General features: G+C 44.4%; 28 protein-coding genes and 1 riboswitch. Of the genes, 14 read left to right on the top strand and 14 right to left on the bottom strand.

The window, feature by feature from the left end:
* Positions 1 to 146 precede the first annotated feature (146 nt).
* Positions 147 to 431 carry a type B 50S ribosomal protein L31 gene (locus tag PO830_RS01485; protein WP_272851760.1) on the top strand — a complete coding sequence of 95 codons (285 nt, stop codon included), beginning with the start codon at positions 147 to 149 and terminating at the stop codon, positions 429 to 431.
* Between the two features lie 94 nt (positions 432 to 525).
* Entirely contained in the window at positions 526 to 1,701 is a 1,176-nt protein-coding gene (locus tag PO830_RS01480) for a GlmU family protein (protein WP_272851759.1), read from the top strand.
* Here PO830_RS01480 and PO830_RS01475 read toward each other — a convergent pair.
* Together PO830_RS01475 and PO830_RS01470 are read right to left on the bottom strand one after the other, a co-directional pair.
* Positions 1,698 to 2,006 (bottom strand): hypothetical protein, encoded by a 309-nt coding sequence (locus PO830_RS01475; RefSeq protein WP_272851758.1) that lies wholly within the window; start codon positions 2,004 to 2,006, stop codon positions 1,698 to 1,700. The genes PO830_RS01480 and PO830_RS01475 overlap by 4 nt on opposite strands.
* A gap of 42 nt (positions 2,007 to 2,048) precedes the next feature.
* Complete coding sequence (locus tag PO830_RS01470; RefSeq protein ID WP_272851757.1) at positions 2,049 to 3,671, bottom strand: ABC transporter substrate-binding protein; 1,623 nt, start codon at positions 3,669 to 3,671, stop codon at positions 2,049 to 2,051.
* Between the two features lie 60 nt (positions 3,672 to 3,731).
* On the opposite strand from PO830_RS01470, the gene mtaB reads away from it, so the two are divergent.
* A complete protein-coding gene (gene mtaB / locus PO830_RS01465) occupies positions 3,732 to 5,084 on the top strand; it encodes a tRNA (N(6)-L-threonylcarbamoyladenosine(37)-C(2))-methylthiotransferase MtaB (RefSeq protein ID WP_272851756.1) in 1,353 nt (450 codons plus the stop codon).
* Positions 5,085 to 5,173: 89 nt separating this feature from the next.
* Here the strand turns inward: mtaB and PO830_RS01460 are convergent, their stop codons facing one another.
* Entirely contained in the window at positions 5,174 to 5,473 is a 300-nt protein-coding gene (locus PO830_RS01460; RefSeq protein WP_272851755.1) for a GNAT family N-acetyltransferase, read from the bottom strand.
* An 18-nt stretch (positions 5,474 to 5,491) separates the two neighbouring features.
* Positions 5,492 to 6,208 (bottom strand): pirin family protein, encoded by a 717-nt coding sequence (locus PO830_RS01455; RefSeq protein WP_272851754.1) that lies wholly within the window; start codon positions 6,206 to 6,208, stop codon positions 5,492 to 5,494.
* 91 nt (positions 6,209 to 6,299) lie between these two features.
* Here PO830_RS01455 and PO830_RS01450 point away from each other — a divergent pair, with 91 nt between their 5' ends.
* Both PO830_RS01450 and PO830_RS01445 read left to right on the top strand, forming a co-directional pair.
* Positions 6,300 to 6,971: an alpha/beta fold hydrolase gene (locus PO830_RS01450; protein ID WP_272851753.1), complete on the top strand. Its 672-nt coding sequence runs from the start codon at positions 6,300 to 6,302 to the stop codon at positions 6,969 to 6,971.
* Positions 6,972 to 7,034: 63 nt separating this feature from the next.
* Entirely contained in the window at positions 7,035 to 7,979 is a 945-nt protein-coding gene (locus PO830_RS01445; protein ID WP_272851752.1) for a lytic transglycosylase domain-containing protein, read from the top strand.
* Here the strand turns inward: PO830_RS01445 and PO830_RS01440 are convergent, their stop codons facing one another.
* On the bottom strand, positions 7,980 to 8,549 hold the full coding sequence (locus PO830_RS01440; RefSeq protein WP_272851751.1) for a DUF2892 domain-containing protein: 570 nt from the start codon (positions 8,547 to 8,549) through the stop codon (positions 7,980 to 7,982).
* Between the two features lie 157 nt (positions 8,550 to 8,706).
* Here PO830_RS01440 and rpmH point away from each other — a divergent pair, with 157 nt between their 5' ends.
* Positions 8,707 to 8,865, top strand: coding sequence for a 50S ribosomal protein L34 (rpmH, locus tag PO830_RS01435; protein WP_272851750.1), 159 nt, complete (start codon positions 8,707 to 8,709; stop codon positions 8,863 to 8,865).
* A gap of 102 nt (positions 8,866 to 8,967) precedes the next feature.
* Positions 8,968 to 11,820, top strand: a complete 2,853-nt coding sequence (carB, locus tag PO830_RS01430) for a carbamoyl-phosphate synthase large subunit (protein WP_272851749.1) — start codon at positions 8,968 to 8,970, stop codon at positions 11,818 to 11,820.
* A 57-nt stretch (positions 11,821 to 11,877) separates the two neighbouring features.
* On the opposite strand, the gene PO830_RS01425 is transcribed toward carB, so the two are convergent.
* The 5 genes from PO830_RS01425 to PO830_RS01405 are packed head-to-tail and all read right to left on the bottom strand — an operon-like array spanning position 11,878 to position 16,587.
* Complete coding sequence (locus PO830_RS01425) at positions 11,878 to 12,246, bottom strand: 6-phosphogluconate dehydrogenase (RefSeq protein WP_272851748.1); 369 nt, start codon at positions 12,244 to 12,246, stop codon at positions 11,878 to 11,880.
* Between the two features lie 21 nt (positions 12,247 to 12,267).
* On the bottom strand, positions 12,268 to 13,584 hold the full coding sequence (gene rmuC, locus PO830_RS01420; RefSeq protein WP_272851747.1) for a DNA recombination protein RmuC: 1,317 nt from the start codon (positions 13,582 to 13,584) through the stop codon (positions 12,268 to 12,270).
* A gap of 44 nt (positions 13,585 to 13,628) precedes the next feature.
* Positions 13,629 to 14,423, bottom strand: coding sequence for an ABC transporter ATP-binding protein (locus PO830_RS01415; RefSeq protein WP_272851746.1), 795 nt, complete (start codon positions 14,421 to 14,423; stop codon positions 13,629 to 13,631).
* Entirely contained in the window at positions 14,423 to 15,454 is a 1,032-nt protein-coding gene (locus tag PO830_RS01410; RefSeq protein ID WP_272851745.1) for an iron ABC transporter permease, read from the bottom strand. The genes PO830_RS01415 and PO830_RS01410 overlap by 1 nt, the downstream gene beginning before the upstream one ends.
* Positions 15,451 to 16,587: an ABC transporter substrate-binding protein gene (locus PO830_RS01405; protein WP_272851744.1), complete on the bottom strand. Its 1,137-nt coding sequence runs from the start codon at positions 16,585 to 16,587 to the stop codon at positions 15,451 to 15,453. The genes PO830_RS01410 and PO830_RS01405 overlap by 4 nt, the downstream gene beginning before the upstream one ends.
* Positions 16,588 to 16,636: 49 nt before the next feature.
* A riboswitch (cobalamin riboswitch) is annotated at positions 16,637 to 16,828 on the top strand.
* A gap of 28 nt (positions 16,829 to 16,856) precedes the next feature.
* On the opposite strand from PO830_RS01405, the gene PO830_RS01400 reads away from it, so the two are divergent.
* The gene (locus PO830_RS01400) at positions 16,857 to 18,869 is read left to right on the top strand and encodes a TonB-dependent receptor plug domain-containing protein (protein ID WP_272851743.1); all 2,013 of its coding nucleotides are present in this window, start codon (positions 16,857 to 16,859) and stop codon (positions 18,867 to 18,869) included.
* A 13-nt stretch (positions 18,870 to 18,882) separates the two neighbouring features.
* Here the strand turns inward: PO830_RS01400 and PO830_RS01395 are convergent, their stop codons facing one another.
* Entirely contained in the window at positions 18,883 to 20,289 is a 1,407-nt protein-coding gene (locus PO830_RS01395) for a S41 family peptidase (RefSeq protein ID WP_272851742.1), read from the bottom strand.
* Between the two features lie 139 nt (positions 20,290 to 20,428).
* On the opposite strand from PO830_RS01395, the gene PO830_RS01390 reads away from it, so the two are divergent.
* From PO830_RS01390 to PO830_RS01375, 4 genes are read left to right on the top strand one after another with little or no spacing between them, the layout of a single operon-like run.
* Positions 20,429 to 20,935 (top strand): RNA polymerase sigma factor, encoded by a 507-nt coding sequence (locus PO830_RS01390; RefSeq protein WP_272851741.1) that lies wholly within the window; start codon positions 20,429 to 20,431, stop codon positions 20,933 to 20,935.
* Entirely contained in the window at positions 20,922 to 21,356 is a 435-nt protein-coding gene (locus tag PO830_RS01385) for a hypothetical protein (protein WP_272851740.1), read from the top strand. The genes PO830_RS01390 and PO830_RS01385 overlap by 14 nt, the downstream gene beginning before the upstream one ends.
* Positions 21,357 to 21,373: 17 nt before the next feature.
* On the top strand, positions 21,374 to 21,907 hold the full coding sequence (locus tag PO830_RS01380; protein WP_272851739.1) for a DUF4252 domain-containing protein: 534 nt from the start codon (positions 21,374 to 21,376) through the stop codon (positions 21,905 to 21,907).
* Between the two features lies 1 nt (position 21,908).
* Positions 21,909 to 22,454 (top strand): DUF4252 domain-containing protein, encoded by a 546-nt coding sequence (locus PO830_RS01375; protein WP_272851738.1) that lies wholly within the window; start codon positions 21,909 to 21,911, stop codon positions 22,452 to 22,454.
* 73 nt (positions 22,455 to 22,527) lie between these two features.
* Here PO830_RS01375 and purB read toward each other — a convergent pair whose 3' ends face one another.
* The 3 genes from purB to PO830_RS01360 are packed head-to-tail and all read right to left on the bottom strand — an operon-like array spanning position 22,528 to position 25,188.
* Entirely contained in the window at positions 22,528 to 23,871 is a 1,344-nt protein-coding gene (gene purB, locus PO830_RS01370; RefSeq protein WP_272851737.1) for an adenylosuccinate lyase, read from the bottom strand.
* 58 nt (positions 23,872 to 23,929) lie between these two features.
* Positions 23,930 to 24,502 (bottom strand): hypothetical protein, encoded by a 573-nt coding sequence (locus PO830_RS01365; RefSeq protein WP_272851736.1) that lies wholly within the window; start codon positions 24,500 to 24,502, stop codon positions 23,930 to 23,932.
* Positions 24,502 to 25,188 (bottom strand): SIR2 family NAD-dependent protein deacylase, encoded by a 687-nt coding sequence (locus PO830_RS01360; protein ID WP_272851735.1) that lies wholly within the window; start codon positions 25,186 to 25,188, stop codon positions 24,502 to 24,504. Before PO830_RS01360 ends, PO830_RS01365 begins: the two co-directional genes overlap by 1 nt.
* A gap of 51 nt (positions 25,189 to 25,239) precedes the next feature.
* On the opposite strand from PO830_RS01360, the gene PO830_RS01355 reads away from it, so the two are divergent.
* Positions 25,240 to 25,899: a TrmH family RNA methyltransferase gene (locus PO830_RS01355; RefSeq protein WP_272851734.1), complete on the top strand. Its 660-nt coding sequence runs from the start codon at positions 25,240 to 25,242 to the stop codon at positions 25,897 to 25,899.
* A gap of 75 nt (positions 25,900 to 25,974) precedes the next feature.
* A complete protein-coding gene (locus PO830_RS01350) occupies positions 25,975 to 26,457 on the top strand; it encodes an SRPBCC family protein (protein ID WP_272851733.1) in 483 nt (160 codons plus the stop codon).

Here is a 26,457-nt window from a genome sequence, read left to right as displayed (position 1 = left end):
TGGTTGCATCAGTTAGTAAACAAATGTAGTAAAATGTTACGTGCCGTAACTTTTAATTTAAAATTTCGATTTTATTTATTGTCCATTTATAATTAATCCTTAAATTTGCACACTCAAAAAAAGAGAAGCATTTAAAGATAAAGACGATGAAAAAAGGAATCCATCCTGAAAATTACAGACTTGTTGCCTTCAAAGACATGTCTAACAACGATGTGTTTATTACCAAGTCTACGGCAGAAACCAAAGAAACGATCGATGTGGATGGGACGGAGTATCCCTTAGTGAAGTTGGAAATCTCTCGTACCTCTCACCCGTACTACACCGGAAAACACAAATTGGTGGATACGGCCGGACGTATCGACAAGTTCAAGAACAAATACGCCAAGTTCAAGAAGCCGGCGAAACAAGAAGAAACAAAGGACAGCGAATAAGTTGTCTTCCTTTTCCCATACAAAACCTTCGATTTTTCGAAGGTTTTTTGTTTTTAGACTAAATTGATTCCTGCGGGTTAGTATCTTTACGATTATGAACTACATCCTTTTTGACGGCCCCGAACGCACCTCATTGTTGCCTTTTACCTTTACCCGTCCCGTGGCGGATATCCGTATTGGGATACGGACGCTCCGTGAAAAGTGGGAACATTTTTTGAAGACAGACACCTCGACGAAAACGGAAGCGTATCTCTCAAAAAAGTGGCCGCTTCAGGAAGCAGCACTTAATGTTTGGATCAACCCGGCCTTTCTTCCCACCGAAAATATTGTAAAAATTATTACGGGCTTAGAAAAGGGGCAGGCCTTGTATTTCGAAAATCAGCCTATTGCTTATGTTGCTGAGAAGGGAAGCGGATTGAAGGAAGCTGAATATGACATCATTCAGTATACACATACCGACCTCGTACATATTGTACATACCTGGGATATTTTTTCTAAAAACCACGAGGCGATTGCACGTGACTACAAGCAACTAACCCACGGAAGAACGTCTCAGGCCCTACCGGAAGGAGTCATAGCGTTGCATCCCGAGCGAATCTTTATAGAACCCGGAGCCACCGTGCAATTTTGTTCCCTCAATGCAACCGACGGCCCTATCTATATTGGTAAAGACAGCGAAATCATGGAGGGAAGCCTCATTAGAGGGCCTTTTGCACTCTGTGAAGGCGCAACCCTTAAAATGGGCGCTAAAATTTATACTGGCACAACCATTGGACCTCATAGTAAAGTGGGAGGGGAGGTTAATAATTCAGTGATCTTTGGATATTCTAATAAGGGACACGATGGCTTTTTGGGGAATTCGGTGCTGGGAGAATGGTGTAATTTAGGCGCCGATACCAACATTTCGAACCTTAAGAACAACTACAGCGAAGTTCGACTTTGGAGCTATCAGGACGAACGGTTTGCGCATACCGGTCTTCAGTTTTGCGGCCTCATGATGGGCGACCACAGCAAGTGTGGGATCAATACCATGTTCAATACCGGAACGGTGGTAGGGGTAAGTGCCAATATCTTCGGAAGTGGGTATCCCAGAAATTTTATTCCCAGTTTTAGTTGGGGGGGAAGCAAAGGGACGACAACCTATAAAACCAATAAAGCCTTTGAAGTGGCTGAACAAGTGATGCAGCGCAGGAGCAAGACTTTTGACGATACCGAAGCTGCTATTCTGCAACAGGTTTTTGACGATACTACCCGGTTTAGACGCGATTAAAAAGTAGGCGAAAGATACGCCTGCCAGTCGATGAACCCGTACGCCAGGAGAAAGCCAATAACAATCAATAGGGTTATGAAAAGAACTAGTAGCCATCGAAGTCTTCGCCACCTTTGCTCTTTTCTTCGCCTCTTAAATTGTTCTTTCTGAAAGGTAGCGTATTCGTGAATGTTCATCTGGCGATGGTCGTCCATCATTTTATAGGTTCCTGAGCGCTTACAATCGGATAGGTCATATATCGTTTTCCGTTTGCTCTTTTGCCAATCGTTAAATTTGATGCTGTCTGTCATTCCCCGTATGCCCATTACTCAAGTGTTTCAATATAGGTCGGTTTTAGCACTAAGTCGTTACTCGGTAGGGGTTTTCTTTACGTATTTGAGTACCAGAAAGTTTTGTGGATTGATTCCGAGACCGCTTACCTCTTTTCTCACAAATCGTATGGCTTTATCATAAAACAGCGGGACGATAGGCGCGTCCGCAATAACAATCGAATCCATTTCTCGATAGAGTACTTTTCTTCGCTCTAGTGAAGAAATACTTCGAGCCGCCACATATAAACTGTCAAAAGTTTCATTTTTATAATGGGTATAGTTAGGACCATTCGGCGTAAAATTTTCGCTGTAGAAGAGCGACAGGTAATTTTCGGCATCGGGATAATCGGCAATCCAACTGGCTCGAAAGACGTCAAGTTCGCCTGTGCTTTTCATTTGACGCAGTGTAGAGGGCGGTACTACATCGATGCTCACATTAATCCCTAGTTTTTCTAATTCACGCTGCACGTATTCACAGATATCAAGATACTGGCTATTCGTACCTATGACAATTTCGGGAGCGGTATCTCCTGTTTCTGAAGTGTATTGTGCGATCAACTGGCGCGCCTTCTCAGGATTGTATTCGTAGCCCTCAATGCGGTCAAACCCGGGAAGTCCTTGTGGTATGACGCCGTGAATCGCAGGAATTCCCATACCATTTCGCAAATAGGTAATCATTTTTTCACGATCAAAACCATAGTTGATGGCCTGTCGCAGCGCTTTCGATTGGATCTCGGGCGTATCTCCGCCTAAAAAGAAGCCCAGATATTCTGTATTAAGGTAAGGTGCGGTAATCAGTTCCACCGCGTCTTCGTATTTGGGCTGTAGTTTTCCGGTGGTGGTGATGATCTCATCTTTGTACGAGTTATCTAAACTGGAAACAAAATCGATGTTTCCCTGCGCAAATTGTAGAAATTCACTTTGTTTATCAGGTAAGAAGGTAATGGCAACAGCTTCGAGGTAGGGTAAGGAATTTCCATCCGCATCTGTTTCAAAGTAATTTGGATTTTTGCGGAAGACCAATTTGATGTTCTCTTCCCATAGCTTGAATTGGAAGGGGCCTGTGCCTACGGGATTGCTTCGGAATTCACTGCCGTAGGTTTCCACTGCTTCTTTGGGAATCACCGAACAATACCGCATTGATAACAATCCTAGAAAGGCCGGAAACGGTTGTTTTAACTGAATAACAAAGATACTGTCGTTAGGCGCTTCATACGAGGCAACGTTACTCATTACCCAGCTCCCGGGGGAAGCGACTTTGGGATCGGTTAAACGATCGAAGCTATAGACAAAATCAGCGGCCACCACCTTGCGGGTGGTGTCAGGAGCAAATACTTCACTGTTGTGATAATACACGTCATCTCTTAAGTAGAAAGTATAGGTTTGGGTACTGTCGTTAATTTCCCAACGTTTGGCGATATCGGGCTGAATGTTCAGCGAATCGTCCAATTGTACGAGTCCGTTGTACAACTGATTCGTCGGCCAGATGGTTTGCGGATTGCGAGCAAAGGCCGGGTCTAGCGTAGGAATATTGCTGTGTTCGTTATAGCGGAAGACGTGATGGTCTTTTTCAGATCCTTCCGAAGACTCACACGCAACGAACAACCCTGCACAACTCGCTGAAAATAGGACAAATAGGATTCGTAACGGATACATCATACGCTTTTGAGAACCAATTTTAGTTTGTAACTTTGCGCCCTCGTTTGCTAAAATACAAGAATGAACGCTCACAAAAAAGTTGCATTTTACACCTTAGGATGTAAGCTGAATTTCAGTGAAACCTCTACCATAGCTCGCTCCTTCACCGAGGATGGTTTTATGCGTGTGGATTTTTCTGAGGCAGCCGACATTTATGTGATCAACACCTGTAGCGTTACCGAGAATGCCGATAAGCGTTTTAAAAGTATCGTCAAGCAAGCCAAAAAAGGAAATCCTGAAGCTTTTATTGCCGCAATTGGCTGTTATGCCCAATTAAAGCCGCAAGAACTTGCCGATGTAGACGGTGTCGATTTAGTATTAGGCGCTACCGAAAAATTTAAACTTACCGGGTACATCAATGATCTATTAGCGCATCCCGAATCGTTTGCCAATGGTACCGCACAGATTCATTCGTGCGATATTGACGAAGCCGATTTCTATGTAGGTTCCTATTCTATTGGCGATCGCACGCGAGCCTTTTTAAAGGTACAGGATGGGTGTGACTATAAATGTACGTATTGCACCATCCCTTTGGCGCGTGGTATCTCCCGAAGCGATACCTTAGAAAATGTCTTGAAAAATGCCGCGGAAATAAGTGCGCAAGGGATTAAGGAAATCGTGCTCACGGGGGTGAATATTGGCGATTATGGAAAAGGAGAGTTCGGAAACAAAAAACACGAGCATACCTTCTTAGAATTGTGTCAGGCCTTGGATGAGGTTCCCGGCATCGATCGTTTGCGTATCTCGTCTATCGAACCCAATCTACTGAAAAATGAAACCATAAATTTTGTGGCTGCATCGCGCACCTTCGTGCCACACTTTCACATACCGTTGCAAAGTGGAAGCAACAAATTACTAAAGTTGATGCGACGCCGCTACATGAGAGAACTGTATGTAGATCGCGTAAACCAGATCAAAGAAGTGCTGCCTCAAGCCTGCATTGGGGTTGATGTGATTGTTGGCTTTCCCGGTGAAACCGATGCCGACTTTTTAGAAACATACACGTTCTTGCAAGAATTGGATATTTCTTATTTGCATGTGTTCACCTATTCGGAACGTGACAATACTCCGGCCGCGACCATGGACGGGGTGGTGCCTAAAAAGGTTCGAAGCAAACGCAGTAAGATGTTACGCGGACTCTCCGCTAAAAAACGCCGTGCTTTTTATGAAAGTAGGTTGGGCACAGAAGCGACCGTACTTTTTGAAGGTGAGAACAAACTGGGATACATTCACGGATTCACTGAAAATTACGTGAAAGTAAAAGCGCCATGGGATCCAGCGCTGGTAAATACCTTACATAATGTTCGATTAGATCGAATTGATGAGGAAGGAATGGTGCGTTGTTCTTTTATTGCCAGCCCGGTATTGGGTTAGGGATTGAAGCAACCTACCGCGTAGTGCGGAAAGCCTGTCTGCCGACAGGCAGGCCCGACGTCGCACTGCGACGGAACCCCCCAACACTTTTAAATACTAATACCCACTGGAAGTAGGCTCTTGTATTTTCTACGATTTTTACGCATGAATCCCGCCACTTCGGGGCTGGTAGGCACTAAATTGATGCCGCGATCTTTTACCTCTTCGAAGACCGCCTTGATGAAAATATCACGAAAGCCCTGCTCTTCCAGAATGTCAGGCATCTCGTATTTGGTGAGAAAGATCTTCCGATCTTGTAAGGCGTACTCAATGCGCGCCATGTTGTCTCCCACTTCCAGTTCAAACTGGCGTAGGAACTCATTATCGGTAATTTCTACATCTTCAATCATGGGAAGTTATTTATATCGTTAATTCATCGGTATTTCTATCACTAAAATTCGACTGTTGGCGGCAATGTCAAGGGCCACTTCATGGGTATCCCAAACACCTACCGCATCTCGTTTCTCCAGGTGCTCATCAGCCACACTAGCGGCGCCTTCAATCACAAAAACGTAGGCACCGTGTGATTTGTTGTGTAATTGATACGTAATGGAAGTTTTTTCGGAGAAGTCGCCCAAACTAAAATACGCTTGCTGATGTACCCATAATTGTTCGCCTTTGGCCACATCTTTAGGGGCCACTACGGTTGCCAGTTGATTGGGTTGTAAGAGACTCGCAATCTTTTTTTGATCGTAACGAGGTGCCACGTTTTCGGTTTCCGGAAATACCCAAATCTGGAACAGGGTAACCGGCTCTTTACTACTGGCATTGATCTCGCTGTGTTCTACACCGCTTCCGGCGCTCATCACCTGAATATCACCCGCCTGGATAATTCCTTCGTTCCCCATAGAGTCACGATGCTTCAATGCTCCTGTCTGCGGAATGGTAACGATTTCCATGTTCTCATGAGGATGCTTTCCGAAGCCCATTCCCGGTGCCACGGTATCGTCGTTCATAACGCGTAGGAGTCCGAACTGCAATCGTTTCGGATCGAAGTAATTGGCAAAACTAAAAGAGTAATTTGCCTGAAGCCAACCATAGTCGGCTGAACCTCTTGTGTTAGCAGTATGTAAAATCTTTTTCATGGTAGCCCCAAAACAAGGTAGTCTTGTTACCTTTGTTTACAAATTTACGAAAATTCTGACGGCTCTACCGCCTCAGCCTTGTTAAAGCCCTATGGAGCACTCTAAAATTCCAGTCTATTTTGTACCCGGAATGGCCGCCGGAAAGGAAATATTTAAGAATATCAAACTGCCCGAAGATCGCTATGAGATGCAAGTGATCGAGTGGTTAATTCCGGAAAAGGGTGAGTCGATGCCACATTATGCCAAGCGCATGGCGGCATACGTTACCCAGCCAGAGGCGGTGCTTGTTGGTGTTTCCTTTGGTGGAGTGGTTGTTCAGGAGATGGCGGCATTTTTAACACTTCGGAAGGTTATTATCATTTCTAGTGTGAAGTCACAAGCCGAATTACCAGGCCGATTGCACTTTGCACGTAAGACCAAAGCGTATAAATTGCTTCCTACCGGCTGGATGCTCAATGCCGATGATCTTACCAAATTTGCGGTTGGGCCTCGTTCTAAAAAGCGTTTGTCACTGTATCAGCAATTTTTACATGTGCGAAACAAACAATATCTCGATTGGGCCATTGCCCATATGGTGAATTGGCCACGCACCGAAATCGATGAAGAGGTAGTACATATACACGGGGATGAAGACCTAATTTTTCCTTTTAAAAATATTACCAAAAAGGAAGACTGTTTTGTATTAGAAGGGGGAACGCATATCATGTTGCTCAATAAAGGGGCAGAAGTTACGAAGACGCTACGCCAGATCATCGGGGCTTAAATCACTGTTAAATACTTGAAGGAAGCGCCTAGTTTCGCTATCTTTAATCAAAAATTTATGTTTATGACTACGTTAGTTTCCAAGATAGGATTATTGATTGCCGTGGTTGGGGTAAGCGGACTTTGTGTGAATGCCGTACAAGAGTCTCCCAATACCGATGAAAGTTTGAATAAGCGAATGGTTAATGATTACAATGTATATGCCTTGCCGCTCCCTGAAACCATGAGCTTTGCCGGCGAGCCGGTGCCGCTCAATGATCCGGATGTGCGCGAACGATTAGATCGCGAGCTGCTGGTTAATACCTACTGGCAGTCTAATGGCTTGCTCATAATGAAACGGGCCCATAAATATTTTCCTATCATAGAGCCTTTGTTAGAAAAATACGGACTCCCAGATGATTTTAAATATTTGGCGGTAGCCGAAAGTGCGTTGGAAAACAATAGCTCTCCTGCAGGGGCCGCTGGATTTTGGCATTTTTTGAAAGGTACGGGGCGTGAATATGGACTCGAAATTAACGATTACGTAGATGAACGGTATCACTTGGAAAAAGCGACGGAAGTAGCTGCTGAATATCTGAAGAAGTCGAAAGAGCGCTTTGGAAGCTGGACGCTGGCAGCAGCTGCGTACAATGCCGGTAACTATGGCGTATCGAAACAAATCGACCGTCAAAAGGCGCAGAATAATTATTACGACCTACTTCTTAACAGCGAAACGAGTCGCTATGTCTTCCGAATTCTTGCTTTTAAAGAGATCTTAAGCAATCCGCAGAAGTACGGGTTCAACTTTAGAGAAAAAGATTTATATACGGCAGTACCTACCTACGAAGTAAAAGTAGATACCCCGGTAACCGACTTTGCCGAGTTCGCCAAGCGGTTCGAGATCAACTACAAAATCTTGAAAATTCATAACCCCTGGTTGCGAGAGACTTATTTAAAGAATGCCTCCGGAAAAGAGTATATGATCGAAATTCCCGAAAAAGGATATTACAACACGAGTACGGGACAATAATTACCGTCGTCCTCGGCGACCTCCTCGACCACCGCCAAATTGTTGGCGTGGTACCCCAGCGCGCTTCATTTGCTGTTTCATCATTTTAATTTGATCGTCGAGCATATTGTGCTTGTCTAACTTTTTAGCATCCGCCAAAAGCATTTCCGCCTCGCGTTTGCGATTCTTGGTCATTGCAATACCTGCGAGATTCAGTTTTGCCATGGCGAGGTCGGTATCCATGTTCAGCCCTAAACTTACCGCTTTCTTGAAATATTTTTCAGCCTCGTTCATATTAGACTGCGACACCATGAGTCCGTTGAGGTAATTATAGTACCCCTGTTGTTTCCGCACTAAGGAAGCTTCTGGATTTTTGATCTTGTCCAACCATTTTTTGGCTCCAGGGAAATCCTGTTTCCGAAGACGGAGAAAGGCCAATAAGATGATCTCATTTTTGAAGTACAGAAAGATAAAAATTCCCGCGAGCAGAACGTACATGATACCGTTGCCGATATTTCCTTCGAAGAATTGCCACACTGCGAGTCCGATTGCTACCGCTGCAAAGAATAATTTGATGTTTTTATGGAACATGATAGGTGCTTTATTTGAAGGCAGCAAAGGTATGAAAATCTATCAAGATTTTTTTGTGTTTTGCGTTTGGGAAAGTAAAAAATCATTGTATATTTGCACCCGACTTTTACGAAAGGTCTTTACGAACAGAATTTTTCAGAAGAAAACATAAGATACGATGAAAAGAACATTTCAGCCATCTAAGAGAAAGAGAAGAAACAAACACGGTTTTAGAGAGCGTATGGCTTCCGTAAACGGAAGAAAAGTATTGGCTGCCCGTCGCAAGAAAGGGAGAAAGAAATTGAGTGTCTCTTCTGAAACACGTCACAAAAAATAATGTTGATAAATCATAAATAAAAAAGGTGTTGTTTACAAGCAACACCTTTTTTTTATACCCTCACGCATTGTAATTTTACCGAACCGAAAATACCCTTACAACATGCCAAAAAATAAGTCTATCAAATCGGTTTTAATCATCGGATCCGGTCCTATTGTGATCGGACAGGCTTGTGAATTCGACTATTCTGGGTCGCAATCGCTACGATCACTTAGAGAAGACGGTATTGAAACCATTCTCATCAATTCGAATCCGGCAACCATCATGACCGACCCTTCTATGGCCGATCATGTGTACCTGTTGCCACTTACAACCAAATCAATTGTAAAGATCCTAAAGGAACATCCGCAAATTGATGCGGTCTTGCCTACCATGGGAGGACAAACGGCTTTGAACTTGTGTATTGAAGCAGACGAAAAGGGGATCTGGAAAGACTTTAATGTAAAACTGATAGGGGTAGACATCAGCGCGATCAATATCACCGAAGACCGCGATCAGTTCAAAGAGTTGATGCGAGAGATCGGTGTGCCGGTGGCCCCGGCAAAAACGGCAAAATCGTTACTGCAAGGAAAAGAAATCGCGCAGGAATTTGGACTTCCGCTTCTCATCCGTGCTTCCTTTACCCTGGGTGGAGCAGGAGCGGCCTTGGTAGAAACCGAAGACGAATTTGAAGCGGCCTTGTCACACGGACTAGAGGTGTCGCCCATCCACGAGGTACTTATCGATAAGGCCTTACAAGGATGGAAAGAATATGAGTTAGAGCTACTGCGCGATAAGAATAACAATGTGGTGATCATCTGTACGGTAGAAAATATGGACCCCATGGGGATCCATACCGGAGACTCCATTACGGTGGCCCCTGCGATGACATTGAGCGATACCGCGTTCCAGCGGATGCGTGACATGGCGATCAAAATGATGCGCAATATTGGCGATTTTGCGGGAGGATGTAACGTACAGTTTGCCGTAAGCCCCGATGAGAAAGAAGACATCATCGCGATCGAGATCAACCCTCGTGTCTCGCGTTCGTCGGCATTGGCCTCGAAGGCAACTGGGTATCCTATCGCAAAAATTGCCGCAAAACTGGCTCTTGGATATACGCTAGACGAACTCGACAATCAAATTACGAAAACTACTTCGGCCTTATTTGAACCGACCTTAGATTATGTGATCGTTAAGATTCCGCGTTGGAACTTCGACAAGTTCGAAGGTTCCAATCGAATTCTCGGTCCGCAAATGAAGTCGGTAGGAGAAGTGATGGGAATCGGTCGCTCTTTTCAGGAAGCGTTACACAAAGCAACCCAGTCGTTAGAGATCAAGCGAAACGGTCTGGGAGCCGATGGTAAGAGCTACACCGACTACGAACAAATTCTCGACAAGCTTAGAAATGCCAGTTGGGATCGGGTGTTTGTGATCTACGACGCCATTCAACTGGGAATTCCGCTAAGCAGAATCCACGAAATCACCAAGATAGATATGTGGTTCTTGAGACAATACGAAGAACTGTATTTGTTGGAAAAGGAAATTTCAAAACATAGCTTAGACACCTTACCTAGAGAGTTACTGCTTGAGGCAAAGCAAAAAGGATATGGTGACCGCCAAATTGCGCACATGCTGTCTTGTTTAGAAAGCGAAGTCTACAAAAAACGCGAAGAGCTCAATATTCAACGTGTGTACAAGCTGGTAGATACCTGCGCAGCCGAATTCGTCGCACAAACCCCATACTATTATTCCACCTTTGAGAATGAAATGGAAACGGCCGATGGCCAGCGGTTGGTTGCGAATGATAGTCCGGTGACCGATAAGAAAAAGATCATCGTATTGGGTTCAGGCCCCAATCGTATTGGGCAGGGAATCGAGTTTGATTACTGTTGTGTGCACGGGGTTCTGGCTGCCGCGGAATGTGATTACGAAACCATCATGATCAACTGTAATCCGGAGACCGTTTCAACCGATTTTGATGTCGCCGACAAGCTCTACTTCGAACCGGTCTTCTGGGAACACATCTACGACATCATTCGCCACGAGAATCCGGTGGGCGTCATCGTACAATTAGGAGGTCAAACAGCCTTGAAATTGGCCGAGAAGTTAGATCGCTACGGAATCAAGATTATGGGAACCAGCTATCAAGCCCTGGATTTGGCGGAAGATCGTGGAAGTTTCTCAACCCTGCTGAAAGATAATAATATTCCCTACCCTCGCTTTGGAACGGCGGAAACCACCGAAGAAGCGCTGGCCTTAGCCGATACCTTAGACTTCCCTTTACTGATTCGTCCTTCGTATGTGTTGGGCGGACAAGGAATGAAAATTGTGATCAACAAACAAGAATTGGAGGCGCATGTGGTCGATTTACTGCGGAAAATTCCGAATAACAAATTACTGTTAGACCACTATTTAGACGGTGCTATTGAAGCAGAAGCCGATGCGATTTGCGATGGTGAAGATGTCTATATCATCGGAATTATGGAGCACATCGAACCTTGTGGCGTGCATTCGGGTGATTCGAATGCCTTATTGCCTCCGTTTAATTTAGGCGATCTGGTGCTTCAGCAAATAAAAGACCATACCAAGAAGATCGCTTTGGCGCTCAATACGGTGGGATTGATCAATATTCAATTCGCGATCAAGGATGACCATGTGTATATTATCGAAGCCAATCCGCGTGCGTCACGAACCGTTCCTTTCATCGCGAAAGCCTATGGTGAACCCTATGTGAATTACGCGACTAAAATTATGCTGGGGGAAAAGAAGATCAAAGATTTTACCTTTGAACCACAGTTAGATGGCTACGCGATCAAACAACCGGTGTTTAGTTTTAATAAGTTTCCGAACGTTAACCGTCAATTGGGACCTGAAATGAAGAGTACCGGAGAAAGCATCTTATTCATTGAAAGTTTGAAAGACGACGAATTTTACGAGTTGTACTCACGTCGCAGAATGTATTTGAGTAAGTAACGAACTGCTGAAATCTATCTATAATAATATCTCCGGAACTTGTTTTCGGAGATTTTTTTATTGACGGTTGAAGTGGGGAGATTGCTCTTTGGAAACTTCGGTAATAAAATATTTGGTATCGCCCCAGAAGAAGAACGTGTCAAAACGTTCTACGTAGGTAACCTTAACGTAATGTCCTTGATATTCCTGAAGCTTTTGAATGACCTCTTCTTTGTTCTTCAGTACCGAGAATGAAAAGATCTGGGCACCACTAATTCCCTGACTGATCTCTCCCTCCCAGGTTTTTACCAGTACTCCCTTATGACTGAATTTGATCAACTCACCGGCGCGCGTCCCTTCACTATACGGTATGGTCGCTACAACCGCGAAGTAAATGAGATAGATGGCGAGCAGGCTTCCCAAAATAATAAAAAGAACTTTTTTCATACCTATAATTGTCAATGCTGATTACTCGTCTTCTTCAGCGCGTTTTAAAAGTTTATCATCAATCGCCTTACTCGCTTTTGCTCCCAGTTTTTTCAGTTTCTCGACACGACGAATTAAATTCCCGCGTCCGGTCAATTTTTTCATAGCGCCTTCATAGCTATTTTGAACGGTGCCGATCTGCTTTCCGATCTTGATCAACTCATCCGTTAAATTCGTAAAACTGTCGTATAAAGCTCCGGCTTGTGTTGCAATTTCCATGGCATTCTGTTTCTGCCGATCATTCTGCCAGAGATTATCCACCAAACGAAGTGCCGCCAACAGGGTAGAAGGCGTCACTATGATGACCTGCTTTCCGAAGGCGATTTCATAGAGGTTAGGTTCGTGGGCCGAAGCCACCGCAAACGCAGGCTCAATAGGAATAAACATAAACACTGTATCGGGGCTTTCATCAATCAAATAATGGTAATTCTTGGTGCTAAGCTGATCTACATGACGCTTGATGGAGGCGATGTGTTGTTTGAGGTACCGTTGTTTGTCTTCGGGATCTTCAGACGCCACGTAGCGTTCAAAATCGACTAAAGATACTTTGCTATCTACGATCATTTTTTTACCATCCGGAAGATGAATCAGGACATCAGTTTGCAACCGTTTGCCTTCGGCATTGTTGTGGCTATCCTGAAGGGTGTACTCGCGATCTTTTTCCAGACCTGATTTTTCGAGTATTCTCGTTAAGATCAACTCACCCCAATTTCCTTGCATCTTACTATCCCCTTTCAGGGCTTTGGTAAGATTGTCGGCATCCTTGCTCATTTGTTGATTGAGCTCGGCGAGCGTTTTAATTTGTTGTCGTAATTCGCTGTGCCGCCCTAAACTTTCTTTGTTGGTTTCTTCAACTCGTTTTTCAAAGGTTTTGATCTTTTCTTGAAGGGGATTTAGCAGTATCTCTAAACTCTCCTTATTCTGTTTGGTGAATTTATGTGACTTTTCGTCCAGGATCTTATTGGCCAGATTTTCAAACTCTTTACTGAATTTTTCCTGCAACTTCTCGACTTCTTCTTTTTGTTCGCGGTTTTTCTGCTGAAGATTTTCAAAGTCGGCGTTCCTGCGAATCAATTCGCTATTGAGAAATTCTTTCTCTTTTCTGATATCTTCCCGTTCCTGATGAATACTTTCCAGTCGTTCGTGCAGTCGCTCTTCCTGATGCCGAAATTGGTCAATGCGCTCTTCCAGTTTTCCGGTCTGTTCCTTCACTTTCACACGCGCTAACAGATTTCCCACAAAGGCACCTGCCAAAACGCACAACACACCAATGACAATAAAAAGAATGGGTTCGCTCATAAATTTCGTTCGATTTCAGGGACGTTGTATCCTTTCAAAGATAATCAATTCTTCATGGTAAAACGCCCCGTTTTTGTATCAAAGTGAATGGTGTCTTTGGGAAACAAGGTGTCAAAACATCGCTGCTCTATGAGTCGGCAAGGCGTGTCGAAATGATAGGCATCGGGCGTTAAGACCAACATTTTATCGCAAAGCTGAATGGCCAGATTGATATCGTGCGTAGCAAATAGGATGGTTTTTCCTATTTCCGAAGTGAGTCGTTTCAGTAATTTAAACACATAGGCTTGATGGTACATGTCTAGATGGGTGGTGGGTTCGTCTAAAATGATCACTGGCGTATCCTGTGCCAGGGCACGGGCCAGAAATACACGTTGCATTTGCCCGTCACTCAATTCGAAACATTTTCGCTGCGCCAATTGAGTGGTTTCCGTCTGCTCCATGGCGTGTTGCACAGCGTGATGGTCTTCTTCAGTTAAACGACCCATCCAGTTAGTATAGGGTTGTCTTCCTAAGGCAATGAGTTCTGAAACATATAAATTTTTGGACGCGGGAGGCTCGGTAAGCACCACACTGATGTTGGAAGCAATTTCCAACGAATTCATTTGGGCCATGGGCGCACCCATGAGGGAAATGTCTCCAGCCAACGAGGGTTGCATTCCTGCTATGGTTCGTAGCACTGTAGACTTCCCAATTCCATTTGCACCCACAATGGCTAGTAACTCATGGGTGGAACATTCAAAATTGAGATCATGTACAACGACATGTGTTTTCTTTCGTTGCTCATAACCCGCCGAGAGATCGCGTATTTGTAAGGTGCTATGTGCGGTTTTCTTAGCCATTAAAAGAGTAGTCGTTTTTTTCGTACTAGTAACCAAATAACCACGGGAGCTCCTAATAGCGAGGTAATGGCATTGATAGGGAGTGTCCATTCACTGTAAGGCCATTGCGCTACGGTATCACAAAGCAGCATTAAAATACTTCCAAAGAGCATAACAGCCGGAAGTAAGATGAGGTGGTTTGAGGTTTTAAAGAATTGCCTGGTGAGATGTGGTACGGCCAAGCCAACAAAGGCAATGGGGCCGGCAAATGCGGTAATACTTCCGGCCAAGAGGCTGGTGATGACAACGAGGATGAGCAGGTTTTTTTTCAAATGAACGCCCATACTTTTTGCATAGTTTTCGCCCAATAGTAAGGCATTAAGTGATTTGCTTTTACCTATCGCCCAAAGCATTCCAGTCATGCAGCAAGCTGCCAAGATACCAATTCCTTCCCAAGACACATTGCCCAGGCTTCCGAAGCTCCAAAAAATATACTTCTGTAATAATTCGGCATTGCTAAAATAGCTGAGAACGGCTACTACCGCACTCGTCACACTCCCAAACATGAGTCCGATGATCAAAATCGCCATCGTATCCTTCACTCGAAGCGTCACCACTACCACAGCCAAGAGCACCAAAAAACTTCCCAGGGCAGACGCCCCCACTAAACTCCAAGGGTTCACCAGCGCGGTTCCTAAAAAACCACCGGCAATCCCCGCTCCTAAGATGAGTAACGCAACGCCAAGGCTAGCTCCGCTGCTGAGACCCAGCACAAAGGGGCCGGCTAATGGATTCCTAAACAAGGTTTGCATCAGCAGTCCTGCTACTGCCAGACCACTTCCGCAAAGCATGGCAGTAATCGCTTTGGGAAGGCGGTATTGGGTAATAATAAACTGCCAACTCTCTTTAATCGAGTCGCCTCCCAGGAGTACGTCCGCAATAGCATCTAATGGAATGCCCACGGAGCCCAAAGAAATATTCAAGAACAAGGCTGCGACTGTCAATATTCCTAACAGAAGAAAATGTTTTTTGAAAGAGGAGGCGGTGGTCATGGCTCCAAAGGCGTAAAAAATTGAAAGGTATGATTGGGTAGAAGCTCTGGGTGTAATATCTTGATGATGTCTTGCAGTACCCAATCAGGTCGATTGGGCGCGAGTTCATAATAGAGTACTCCTCCAGTCGCTCCTTTTCTATTGGTGAAACTGAAGACTTTTTTATTTTGAAAGGCTTCAAACTGTTCGTATACGGAATGGGCCTCTCGCAATTGTTGGAAGCTGGTAAATTGAGCGGGACCAATCCAGACGTCGGCGGTACGTCCTTTCTCGAGTACCGATTCTATATTGAGGGAAGCGCTTCCAGTTCCTTCGGTGTCGGCCCACAGGTACGCTCCTTGAGCATCGGCAATAAATTGGGCGGCCCAACTATCTCCCTGTGGGAGGTACCATACGTCTTTATACATGGCACCACTTAACACCGTTGGTTTCTTAGCGGCGGTTTCAGCAAGCTTTTTGGCTTCCAGGTAGTTGGCTTCAATCGTTTTAAAAATACTGTCTGCTTGTTGTTCTTTTCCGAAGAGGACCCCAAAAAACTTGATCCATTCCGCTTTGCCCAGAGGGTGTGTTTCGGTCCAGTCGGCGTTATACAACACAGGAATACCGGTTCTTTCAAGGGTCTGAACAGTTTTATTATCTCCTTCCACCGCGAACGTAACGACGGCTTCAGGCGAGAGGTCAATAATCAGTTCGGTATTGAGGGCTTCGTTTTTACCTAGTTCTTTAACCTTTCCCGCATCGATACGTTCGCGTGTTTTTTCCGAAGAAATATAGCGTAGGTTGGGAAAACCTACTAAACGTTCTTCCACGCCCAGCATTTCTAAGGAGGGAATGTGCGTTGTAGAGGTGACCACAATGGTGTGTATTGGAGTTGTTACGATCGCATCGAATGTTCCTTCAGGATGCGCTTCGCCTTCGGGAACCAAAGCATAGGTAAATCTTTTCTCCGCTCCCGGCCAGGGTCGAGTAATGGTGATACTACTATATCGGCCATGGTCTTGTAAGGTAAACCCATTGGCGTAGTTTAATTGGAGTGAAGTTGTTTCACCGGCTACTACCGATGGCTGCTTCTCAGTATTTCTACAGGCGAATACCACCATGAGTGCGAGCAGTATGTTCACAATTTTATGCATGCTCAAAAATAAGGCTTTTTAATGGGCTTGTGCAACGGCATAAAAAACGTATTTTCGCAGCAGTTTTGGTGTCTATTCCATTTTTTGGATAGCCTTAAAAGGGAATTCAGTGAAATGCTGAAGCTGTTCCCGCAACTGTAAGCTGTCGTTAAGACGTATCGAGTACCACTGTCTGCCTTTGGCGGATGGGAAGGAGATACCGCGAGCAAGCCAGGAGACCTGCCAAACCAACTATTTGTCTAACTTTCGGGATAAAAGTGAGGCGTTGTATGCTCGTGCGACACGGGCATTCAATGATCCGATGGAGCGGGAATTCTCCCTCTTTTCTTCCGTACATTATGTACAACATGAAACAATTTAGTATGTTCCTGATCCTATGGGGTCTTGGAATGAGTATGATAGCTCAAGAACAGCGTTTGGAAACCATAGACACGGTGTATTTGGCTAGTAAAACACCAACTCCATCTTTAAATAGCGGAAAAATCATTACTGTGATCGATGCATCACAACTACAACAACGGCCAGAAGCTTCCGTAGCCACCCTAATTAATGAATTGTCCGGAATCGAGATCAACGGAGCTCGAAGTAATGCAGGGCAAAATTTACGATACGCTGTTCGCGGTGGAAGCAACAGGCAAGTGGTTGTTATGGTGGATGGCGTGCAGCTCAATGATCCGTCTCAAATTGCCAACGACTTCGATCTTCGGTTATTACCGGCTGCAGCTGTAGAACGGATTGAAGTGCTTCGTGGAGCCTCTAGTGTACTCTACGGAAGTGGGGCTGCCACGGCCGTAATAAGCATTACCACCAAGCAAGAGGAAAACAAACCTATTACAGCACAGTTTCGATCGGTATTGGCGACCAATCGCTCTGCCGAAGGAGATTTCGAAAAAACAGATTGGGATTCGTATACGAATCATGCGCGGGTAAGTGGTACATTCGGTGCTTTCTTTTATAATGCAAGCTTCGGAAATCAATACACTGACGGAATTTCTGCGATTGCAGCTCCTGAAGATGCTCCTGCTTTTGAAAGTGATGTGTTTAATCGTTATAACGGTACGATTCGGTTGGGGGTGCATCTTTCTGATAACGTAATGTTCAGTCAGTTTTTAAGTATTGATAAGTTCAAATCTGATTTTGATGATGCCGTATTGTTTGATGCGGAATACCAAAGTATCTCCGATCAGTTGCGAACCGGAGGCCATTTTCAATGGAAATACAAGAACGGTATCTACGTATTTAACGACAACTACACCTGGCTTGAGCGTACCATATCGTCTTCCTTTCCGGCGAAGTACGATTCAGATTCGTATACGTTCGATAATTATTTACGACATAATTTTTCCGAAGATCTTGCGGTGGTCATCGGACTCAACGGAAACTTCAGCAGTTTTAATTCGTTTTCAATACCCTTCGGTGAAACTGATTTCTCTCAAGACATCGATGAGGAGGTGGCGTCCTTTAGCATCATTGACCCCTACCTCAACACCACTTATAAAACACCCATCGGACTGCAACTTCATGCCGGTGTGCGCCTGAATATTCACAGTGATTACGGGACCCATTTGGTCTATCAGGTCAATCCTTTTTACATCTTCGAGTTTGAGAAGAGTACGCTAAAGATGCTAGGTTCCTACGGAACGGCCTATGTTACACCTTCCTTATATCAATTGTATGATCCGCTTTATGGAAATGACGCGTTGAACCCAGAGGAAAGCAGCACCTTGGAAGGCGGCGCGGAGTGGTCGCACGAAAGCAAATTGCGAGTGAACGCCGTGTACTTTCAACGCTCGGTAACTAATTTTGTGGATTTTGTGACCGTAGACCCCGACAATTTTTTGTTTCAGTATCAGAATATTTCAGAAACCTTTGAGAGCAAGGGGGTGGAAGTATCTGTAAGCGCACAACCATTGGAGGCTTTATCGTTCCGGGGAAATTATACATTTACACAGGGCGCCGAGCGTTTTACGCTACGCATTCCGAAGCACAAAGCAAATGCCCAACTACAATATCAAGTGTGGGAACGATTGCAAGTAGGACTCCGCTACCAGTGGGTATCTCAGCGGGAAGATGCTTTTTTTAATTCTGAAACCTTCGAAAACGAAGCCGTAATTCTTGACGCCTTTAGTTTGATGGATTTCACGATTCGCCTAACCGCCAGTGAGAATATTTCCTTGTTTGCGTCACTCACCAATATTTGGGATGAAGAATATGAAGAACTATTCCGATATCAAACATTGGGAAGAAACGTACATGTAGGGTTTCAGCTCGATTTCGACTAGTGCATTAAAAATACTAGTCGTTTGAAAGGTACATGATCTGATAGGCGGGTTGTGATGCTTTGGATTCTGATATCACTTCCAGCTCGGGAATCCACCGACGTCCTCCCGGAATTGGAATGCCTGTGATTTCAGAAAGCGCTCTTTGGAGGAGTGGTTCGTCGGGTTCTCCCAAGATACCCAGATTACTGTAATCTTCAAATTGTTCTACCTCTGCGGTTAACCCGTCATTAAAATCCGTAAAACCACTGGCGTTGGCCGTTTTGAATACCAGCGGAAGCATGGCGTAGCGATGTGAAGGATTGGCATCTCTTCGACTGAAATTTGGCGCAGGTGCGTCATATAGCAGGAACGAGGCCTGAAACTTACCGCGGGTATCGCTTCCTACCTGAACCACATTGATGTAGGGATCTAGACCATTGATCACCAATTCACTCGCAGACGCTGTTCGTCCTGTAGTGATTACATAGAGTCGGGTTAAATTAAGACTGTTGATGGCTTCTCCGCCGTCTACAAAGGAATCTACAAAAGCTCCATTTTCGGCATAAGCATCCTGACGATCGGCGTTCCATTCTTCGGTATAGTAGGTTTGCCCTGTAAACTGCCCGGTGATCATGCTTGCCAAGTAGGTTGCTGTGCGCACAGACCCCCCACCGTTATAGCGTAGGTCCAGAACTAGGTCGGTAACCCCTTCGGAACGAAACTGTCCAAAAACATCGTTAAGCTGTGAGTCGAATTCGTTAGTAAACCCATTGTACATAATATAGCCAATCTTCTGACCGGAAATGTCAAAAGTTTTGTTGACAAAAATGGGATTTTCGGTAACCACTTCTTTTACCAAATCAATTGTCTCTCCTGTAGGTGTGATGGAAGTGCCATCAAAAGTAGCCAAGCCAATCGTATATGATTCTGGATCTAATAATTCGGTAAAGTTGGTGTCATCTAATTGGATGCCATCTACGGTATTAAAGATCATTCCCCGCGTAACCCCCTTCATGGCGGCATCGGTGCCGGGCAGCACGTAACGCACGTACCCAAAAACATCGCCGCTGTCGTCTGGGTACAAGACCAAACCGAATTCCATCCCATTATTCAATGTAACGCCGCTTAAGGAATTTTCCAGTTCAATGTAATCATCTACTAAAATACTAAAGCGATCTTGAGGAGAGATGAGGTAATCAAAAAGAGCTTCGGGACTCGCAAAGCTATTTAAAAAACTATCTTTTTCCTGGTCAGTAGCAAAGGCGTCATTGGCAAGTTCGGGCGTATCCGCTTTATAGAGGTAGAAAAAATTGAGTCCGCGATAAATAAAATCCTGAATTTCTAGTGTGCTGGCTTGAGAGATATTATCGTCTAAATCATCGAAGCAGGATATATTCAGCAGCGAAAAAGACAGGAGTAGTAGGGATAGTATTTTTTTCATAGCAGTTCTTTCTGGACGTTGTCTTACAAAACCCTAAATTACTTACATTATTGCGATTGAAAAAAAAATGTAACAAAAAATAGGCTCATTCGTCATAACCATGAACGACGCCTAAAAATGTCTTCACTAACCAAAAAAAATGAACCAAAAGGAGTTTTTATCGATTGTGATGCCTGTGAAGGACAGGCTGTATCGTGTGGCCAAACGACTTTTGGTTTCAAGTGAAGAAGCAGAAGATGCGGTACAAGAGGTGTTTTTGAAATTGTGGAAAGGTAAAAGTAAGATGAAGAACTATCGTTCTCCGGAAGCCTTTGCGATGACCATGACCAAAAACTATTGTCTGGACCGCTTAAAATCGAAGCAAGCCGCAAACTTGAAAATCGTTCATAATAATTTTCACCACAGCGATGATGTGGCGCGGCAAGTAGAGGCTAATGATGGTGTTTCTATTGTTTTTAGAATCATGGAAACCCTTCCGGAGCAACAAAAACTGGTGTTACAATTGCGCGATGTCGAACAATTTGAATTTAAAGAGATCGCTGAAATTTTAGATAGTAATGAAACCGCCGTTCGTGTTTCCTTATCGAGAGCGCGAAAGGCCGTTCGGGAACAATTAATAAAACAATACAACTATGGAGTTAGCTAAGGTAGAAGTTTTGTTGGAGCGTTATTTTAATGCAGAAACCACCTTGCAAGAAGAACAGCAACTAGGGGAGTATTTTGCGAATGAAGAAGTTCCTCTTCATTTAGCGGCTTATAAGACCTTATTCCAGGAATGGGATCTTGCCAAAACTGAAGTGAGCCATCAATCGGTTTCCTTACCATCCGAGCAGTCGGGTCGATCTTCCTGGTGGTACGGGATTGCTGCGGCGATCATTGTGGGGGTAGGCGTGGCGGGATACCAATGGTCACAACCTAGTTTAAGTCTGCAGGAACAAGAAGCATTAGCAGCCTTTGAGAAAAGCAAAGAAGCGATGCTATTACTGAGTGAAAACTTCAATAAAGGAGCCGAAGATTTAGTGTTGATCGGTGAATTTACACAAGCGAAAAATAAAATTTTAAAATAAATTAATTCAAAACAATCATGAAACGAATACTGATTATTATTGCCCTGATCGCGGCCCCTTTGCTAGGGACTGCCCAAAGTGCCTTCGATGCCTTTGAAAATGAAAAAGATGTAACCTCTGTAGTGGTCACCAAAAACATGTTCAAACTGTTGAGCAAAATGGATTTGGAATCGGATGATGCCGAAGTAAAGGAGTACTTGAAAATGATCGATAATCTTGAAAATATCAAGATATTCACTACCGATAATTCGGAAGTAGCCGGACGTATGAATTCGGCAGTGAGCACCTACCTTTCTGGAGGACGCGGACTAGAAGAGTTGATGCGCGTAAAGGAAGACGGGAAAGACATTAAGTTCTATTCTAAAGAAGGCAAGAACGAGAACTTTGTGAGTGAACTATTGATGCATTTGCAAGGGAATGTAGATGGAAAAAATATGTCTGTGATCATGAGCATCACTGGAAATATCGACCTGAAACAAATTTCAAAACTAACTAAAGATCTCAACGTTCCCGGAGGCGAGAACTTAGAAGATCTCGATAAAAACAAATAAGATGGCTATTGTACGATACCTTGTAGGGATTACCCTCGTGGCGCTGGGCATGCTCAGCTGCAGCAACGAACGATCCTTACAGCAATACTTAGTAGATAAACAAGAAGACGATAAGTTCTTAAAAATAGACCTTGCGACAAGCTTACTACAATCCGATTCGGCCAATTTTACGGCCGAGCAGCAAGACATTCTGAATACGATAAAGAAGGTGAATGTAGTGGCGTATCCCATTAAAAATAACGATACGGCAGATTACGAATCGGAAAAAGAACAATTGGCGACCATTATCAATCAAGAACAGTACAAAACCTTGATGAAGATGGGCTCTAATAACAAAGGTGCTACGTTGAAATATACGGGCGATGAAGATGCGATCGATGAGTTGATCATCTTTGCCAGCGATAGCGAACGTGGTTTTGCCGTGTTTCGTGTCTTAGGAGATGATATGCGCCCCGATCAAATGATTAAATTGATGCGCTCTGTAGATCAAGGCGACTTAGATTTGTCGAGCCTTTCTGGAGTAGGAGATATCTTCAAAGAATTTTAGTAGTCACACCTATTCAAATAACAAAAGCCCTGATATAATACAGGGCTTTTTCTTTTGGGAGCACTAGAAGCGCTTATATTCCGGTATAATTCGCTGGCGTGATAGCGCTCATTTCTTTTTTGATAGCTTCGGAAACATCCAGGGTCTCGATGAAATCTGCCATGGATTGTTGCGTGATCGCTTCATTGGTTCTCGTTAAGCCTTTCAATGTTTCATACGGGTTGGGATAGCCTTCTCGACGCAAAATGGTTTGAATGGCTTCCGCAACCACCGCCCAGTTATTTTCAAGATCGGCTTCAAACTTGGCAGCATTCAACAATAATTTGTTCAACCCCTTAAGCGTTGCCTGAAGGGCGATCAAGGTATGTCCCATAGGAACACCGATGTTCCGAAGCACCGTACTATCGGTGAGGTCGCGTTGCAATCTACTTATCGGCAACTTGGCCGAAAGATGTTCAAACAGTGCATTTGCGATGCCCAAATTACCTTCACTATTCTCAAAATCAATCGGATTTACCTTGTGTGGCATGGCCGAAGACCCTACCTCTCCTTTCTTGATTTTTTGCTTAAAATAATCCATAGAGACATAGGTCCAGATATCGCGATCCAGGTCGATAATAATGGTATTGATACGTTTCAAGCAATCAAACAAAGCCGCCATATGGTCGTAGTGTTCGATCTGTGTAGTAGGGAAGGAGTGATGCAGCCCTAATCGTTCTTGCACAAATTGGGTTCCGAAGGATTTCCAATCTACGTCAGGGTAGGCCACGTGATGGGCATTAAAGTTGCCGGTAGCGCCTCCAAATTTCGCGGCACTTTTAATATCGTTCAGTAAGTCAAATTGTTCTTCCAAGCGGGTGACAAACACCTGTATTTCTTTTCCTAAGCGCGTAGGAGAGGCCGGTTGCCCATGGGTGCGTGCCAGCATGGAAACATCCTTCCATTCGTCAGACAGCGCCTTTAGTTTTTCTTTGACTTCCAAAAACATCGGAACGTACACCTCGTTCATGGCCTCTTTGAGCGAGAGTGGAACCGCCGTATTGTTAATATCCTGGGAGGTAAGTCCGAAATGGATAAACTCCTTATACTTTTCGAGACCGAGTCCATCAAACTTTTCTTTTATAAAATACTCAACCGCTTTGACATCGTGGTTGGTTACCTTTTCAGTGGCTTTGATTTTCGTAGCATCTTCCGAAGAAAAATCGGTATACAGGCTTCGTAGGGTTTCCACGTGTGCGGTATCGAAGTCAGCGAGTTGCGGCAAGGGAAGTTCTACGAGTGCGATAAAATACTCAACTTCCACCTGAACGCGATATTTGATAAGGGCTTCTTCCGAAAAGAAAGGAACCAAGCTTTTAGTTTTGGAGGCATAGCGACCATCAATAGGAGAGATGGCTTGTAGCGCTTGTATGGACATAATAGTGCTATTAAAAAGCAAAGATAGGATTTATGCGCTCAAGTACCCAAGCAAGTCCTTAGGATTGTGTTGAAAAGCGGGTGATTTGCTGCAGCACTTTGTTTCCTCTTGACCGATACCCGGCGCTTCCCTTAGAGATATTCCTTTTAAGAATGGCGGATAGTTCTGGGTGAATCCAATCGAATTCGGTACCCAAATAATAAAGGCAGGTCATGGCCCGTACCTGACAGGCCACTTTTTGATCGGTGAGCAACCAATCGAAGGCACATTCGATGAGTTGTTTTTTGTGCGCTTCGGAAAGGGAAGTCCGCACGATAGTTTCATTCTCTTTATAATACGATACCATTACTCGTTCACAAATATGCGAAAGCGGTCGTGCCGAAGAATCTTCCGAAACATTGGGCAACCGAGAAAAGAAGAAATCGAGATGCGGATACAGTAGCGAAGGTTGCTCGAGAAACACAAACTCTAATACCCAATTGGCTTTGTGAGAGCGCTGTTTGTCGTTTTCAAAAGCAATCTGCAACAACTCATTAAAAGACTCGGGGTGTGCAAGTACCCATTGTGCGGCCTGCCATCGGTGTTTCCGATAGGCCTTTTCAAAACTCAGTTGTGCAAGCAAGTCGCTCATCAGGAAAGGTATTCATTTCGAATCGTTTCAATTACCTTCGGAATACCTTGCGTAGCGGTTTGGGCGATCACTTCAACAGTGTCTGTTGCGCGAATAGACGGGTTAGGATCAATAAAATAAACCGGACAACCCTCTGGGGTGTATTGCATCAGTCCAGCCGCGGGATACACCTGCATGGAAGTGCCAATCACTATCACCAACTCGGCTTGTTGCATTTCTACCAGCGCTTCGTTCATCATAGGAACGGCTTCGCCAAACCAAACAACATGGGGTCTTAATTGGTGCCCGGCCTCACAACAATCTCCTAAATGGATGTCTTTTTTCCAGGATACAATCGAGTGCTCATCCAGAATATTTCGGGCTTTCAGTAATTCACCATGAAGGTGCAACACCTTGGTGCTTCCCGCACGCTCATGGAGGTCGTCTACATTTTGCGTGATAATAACAACCTCAGCGTCCTTTTCAAGGGCTGCCAGCGCAAGATGCCCTTCGTTGGGCGCTACCGTTAGTAATTGTCGTCTTCGCTGATTATAGAAATCTAATACCAATTCTGGGTCTTTGGCAAATCCCTGTGGGGAGGCGACTTCCATCACGTCATGCCCTTCCCAGAGTCCGTTGCTATCACGAAACGTTTTGAGTCCGCTTTCCGCACTCATGCCGGCACCTGTCAACACGACAATTCTCATGGCTAATGTGTATCTTCGTTGCTATTACAGTTATAAAAATAGCATTTCCCATTGGATTCACAAGCATTTGAATATCTTCAATCCTACCTCACCGATCGTCGCAAAGCCTTGTTCAGTAAGGTGCTTGCCGAGCGTACCAAGCATGTTACCGTGGTCATGGAAGATGTGTATCAACTGCATAATACCAGTGCTGTTATGCGAAGTTGTGATGTGTTTGGTATTCAAGAACTGCATGTGGTTGAAGAACGTTTAGGAAAGCGTGTCGATCGCGAGATTGCTATGGGCGCGCAAAAGTGGATCGATCTACATCGGTACGATGATATCGAAAGTTGCATGGCGACATTACAGCAAAACGGTTATCAACTAATCGCTACCACGCCGCATCATGAGGGGGATATCCTTTCTGATTTTGACATCTCAAAAAAAAGCGCCCTCTTCTTCGGAACGGAGAAAAACGGGGTAAGCGAAAAGGTGTTAGCGCAAGCCGATGGGTATTTAAAAATTCCTATGTATGGTTTTACCGAAAGTTTGAATATTTCCGTTTCGGCGGCGATTATTCTTCAAGATATTGTACATCGACTGAAACAAAGTGAGGTTAGGTGGCAACTTTCCGAAGCAGAAAAACGGCAAATAGAAATGGCTTGGACCTTACGCTGTATTAAAAGTTCCGAGAAGATTCTGGCGCGTTATTACAATGAAAAAATATCGTAACTTTCAACATCTAACCAACGCGCGGCGCTCATGCTTATCTTGTATATTTTTTTCGGAATTCTAGTCCTTTTTATTATGGCTGCGGTACTGGCCCCAAAAAAGTACGATGTTCGCAGAAGCATCCTCGTAGATCGATCACTTCCCGAAGTATTTGAGTATTTAAAGTATTTGAAAAATCAGGATCAATGGTCTCCCTGGAGCAAGAGAGACCCAAACATGCAAAAAGAAATACGCGGAACCGATGGAACCGTGGGAGCAGTAAGTCACTGGAAGGGCAATAAAAAAGTAGGAGAAGGAGAACAGGAGATTAAAAGTATTATTGAGAACGAACGCATAGACAGTGAGTTGCGATTCTTAAAACCATTCAAATCAACAAGTGATGCCTACCTCTTGGTACGAGCGTTATCCGATACTAAAACTGAAGTTACCTGGGGATTTAGTGGCACACACAAACCGCCCATGAACGTTATGATGCTATTTTTCAATATGGAGAAATCGGTGGGAACCGACTTTGAAGCGGGCTTACGCGATCTTAAACTTCAACTTGAAACCCCTTAA

This window comes from Altibacter sp. HG106, assembly GCF_028561755.1.
Classification (GTDB): Bacteria; Bacteroidota; Bacteroidia; order Flavobacteriales; family Flavobacteriaceae; genus DFVG01.
This window is presented reverse-complemented; position numbering and strand designations above follow the sequence as displayed.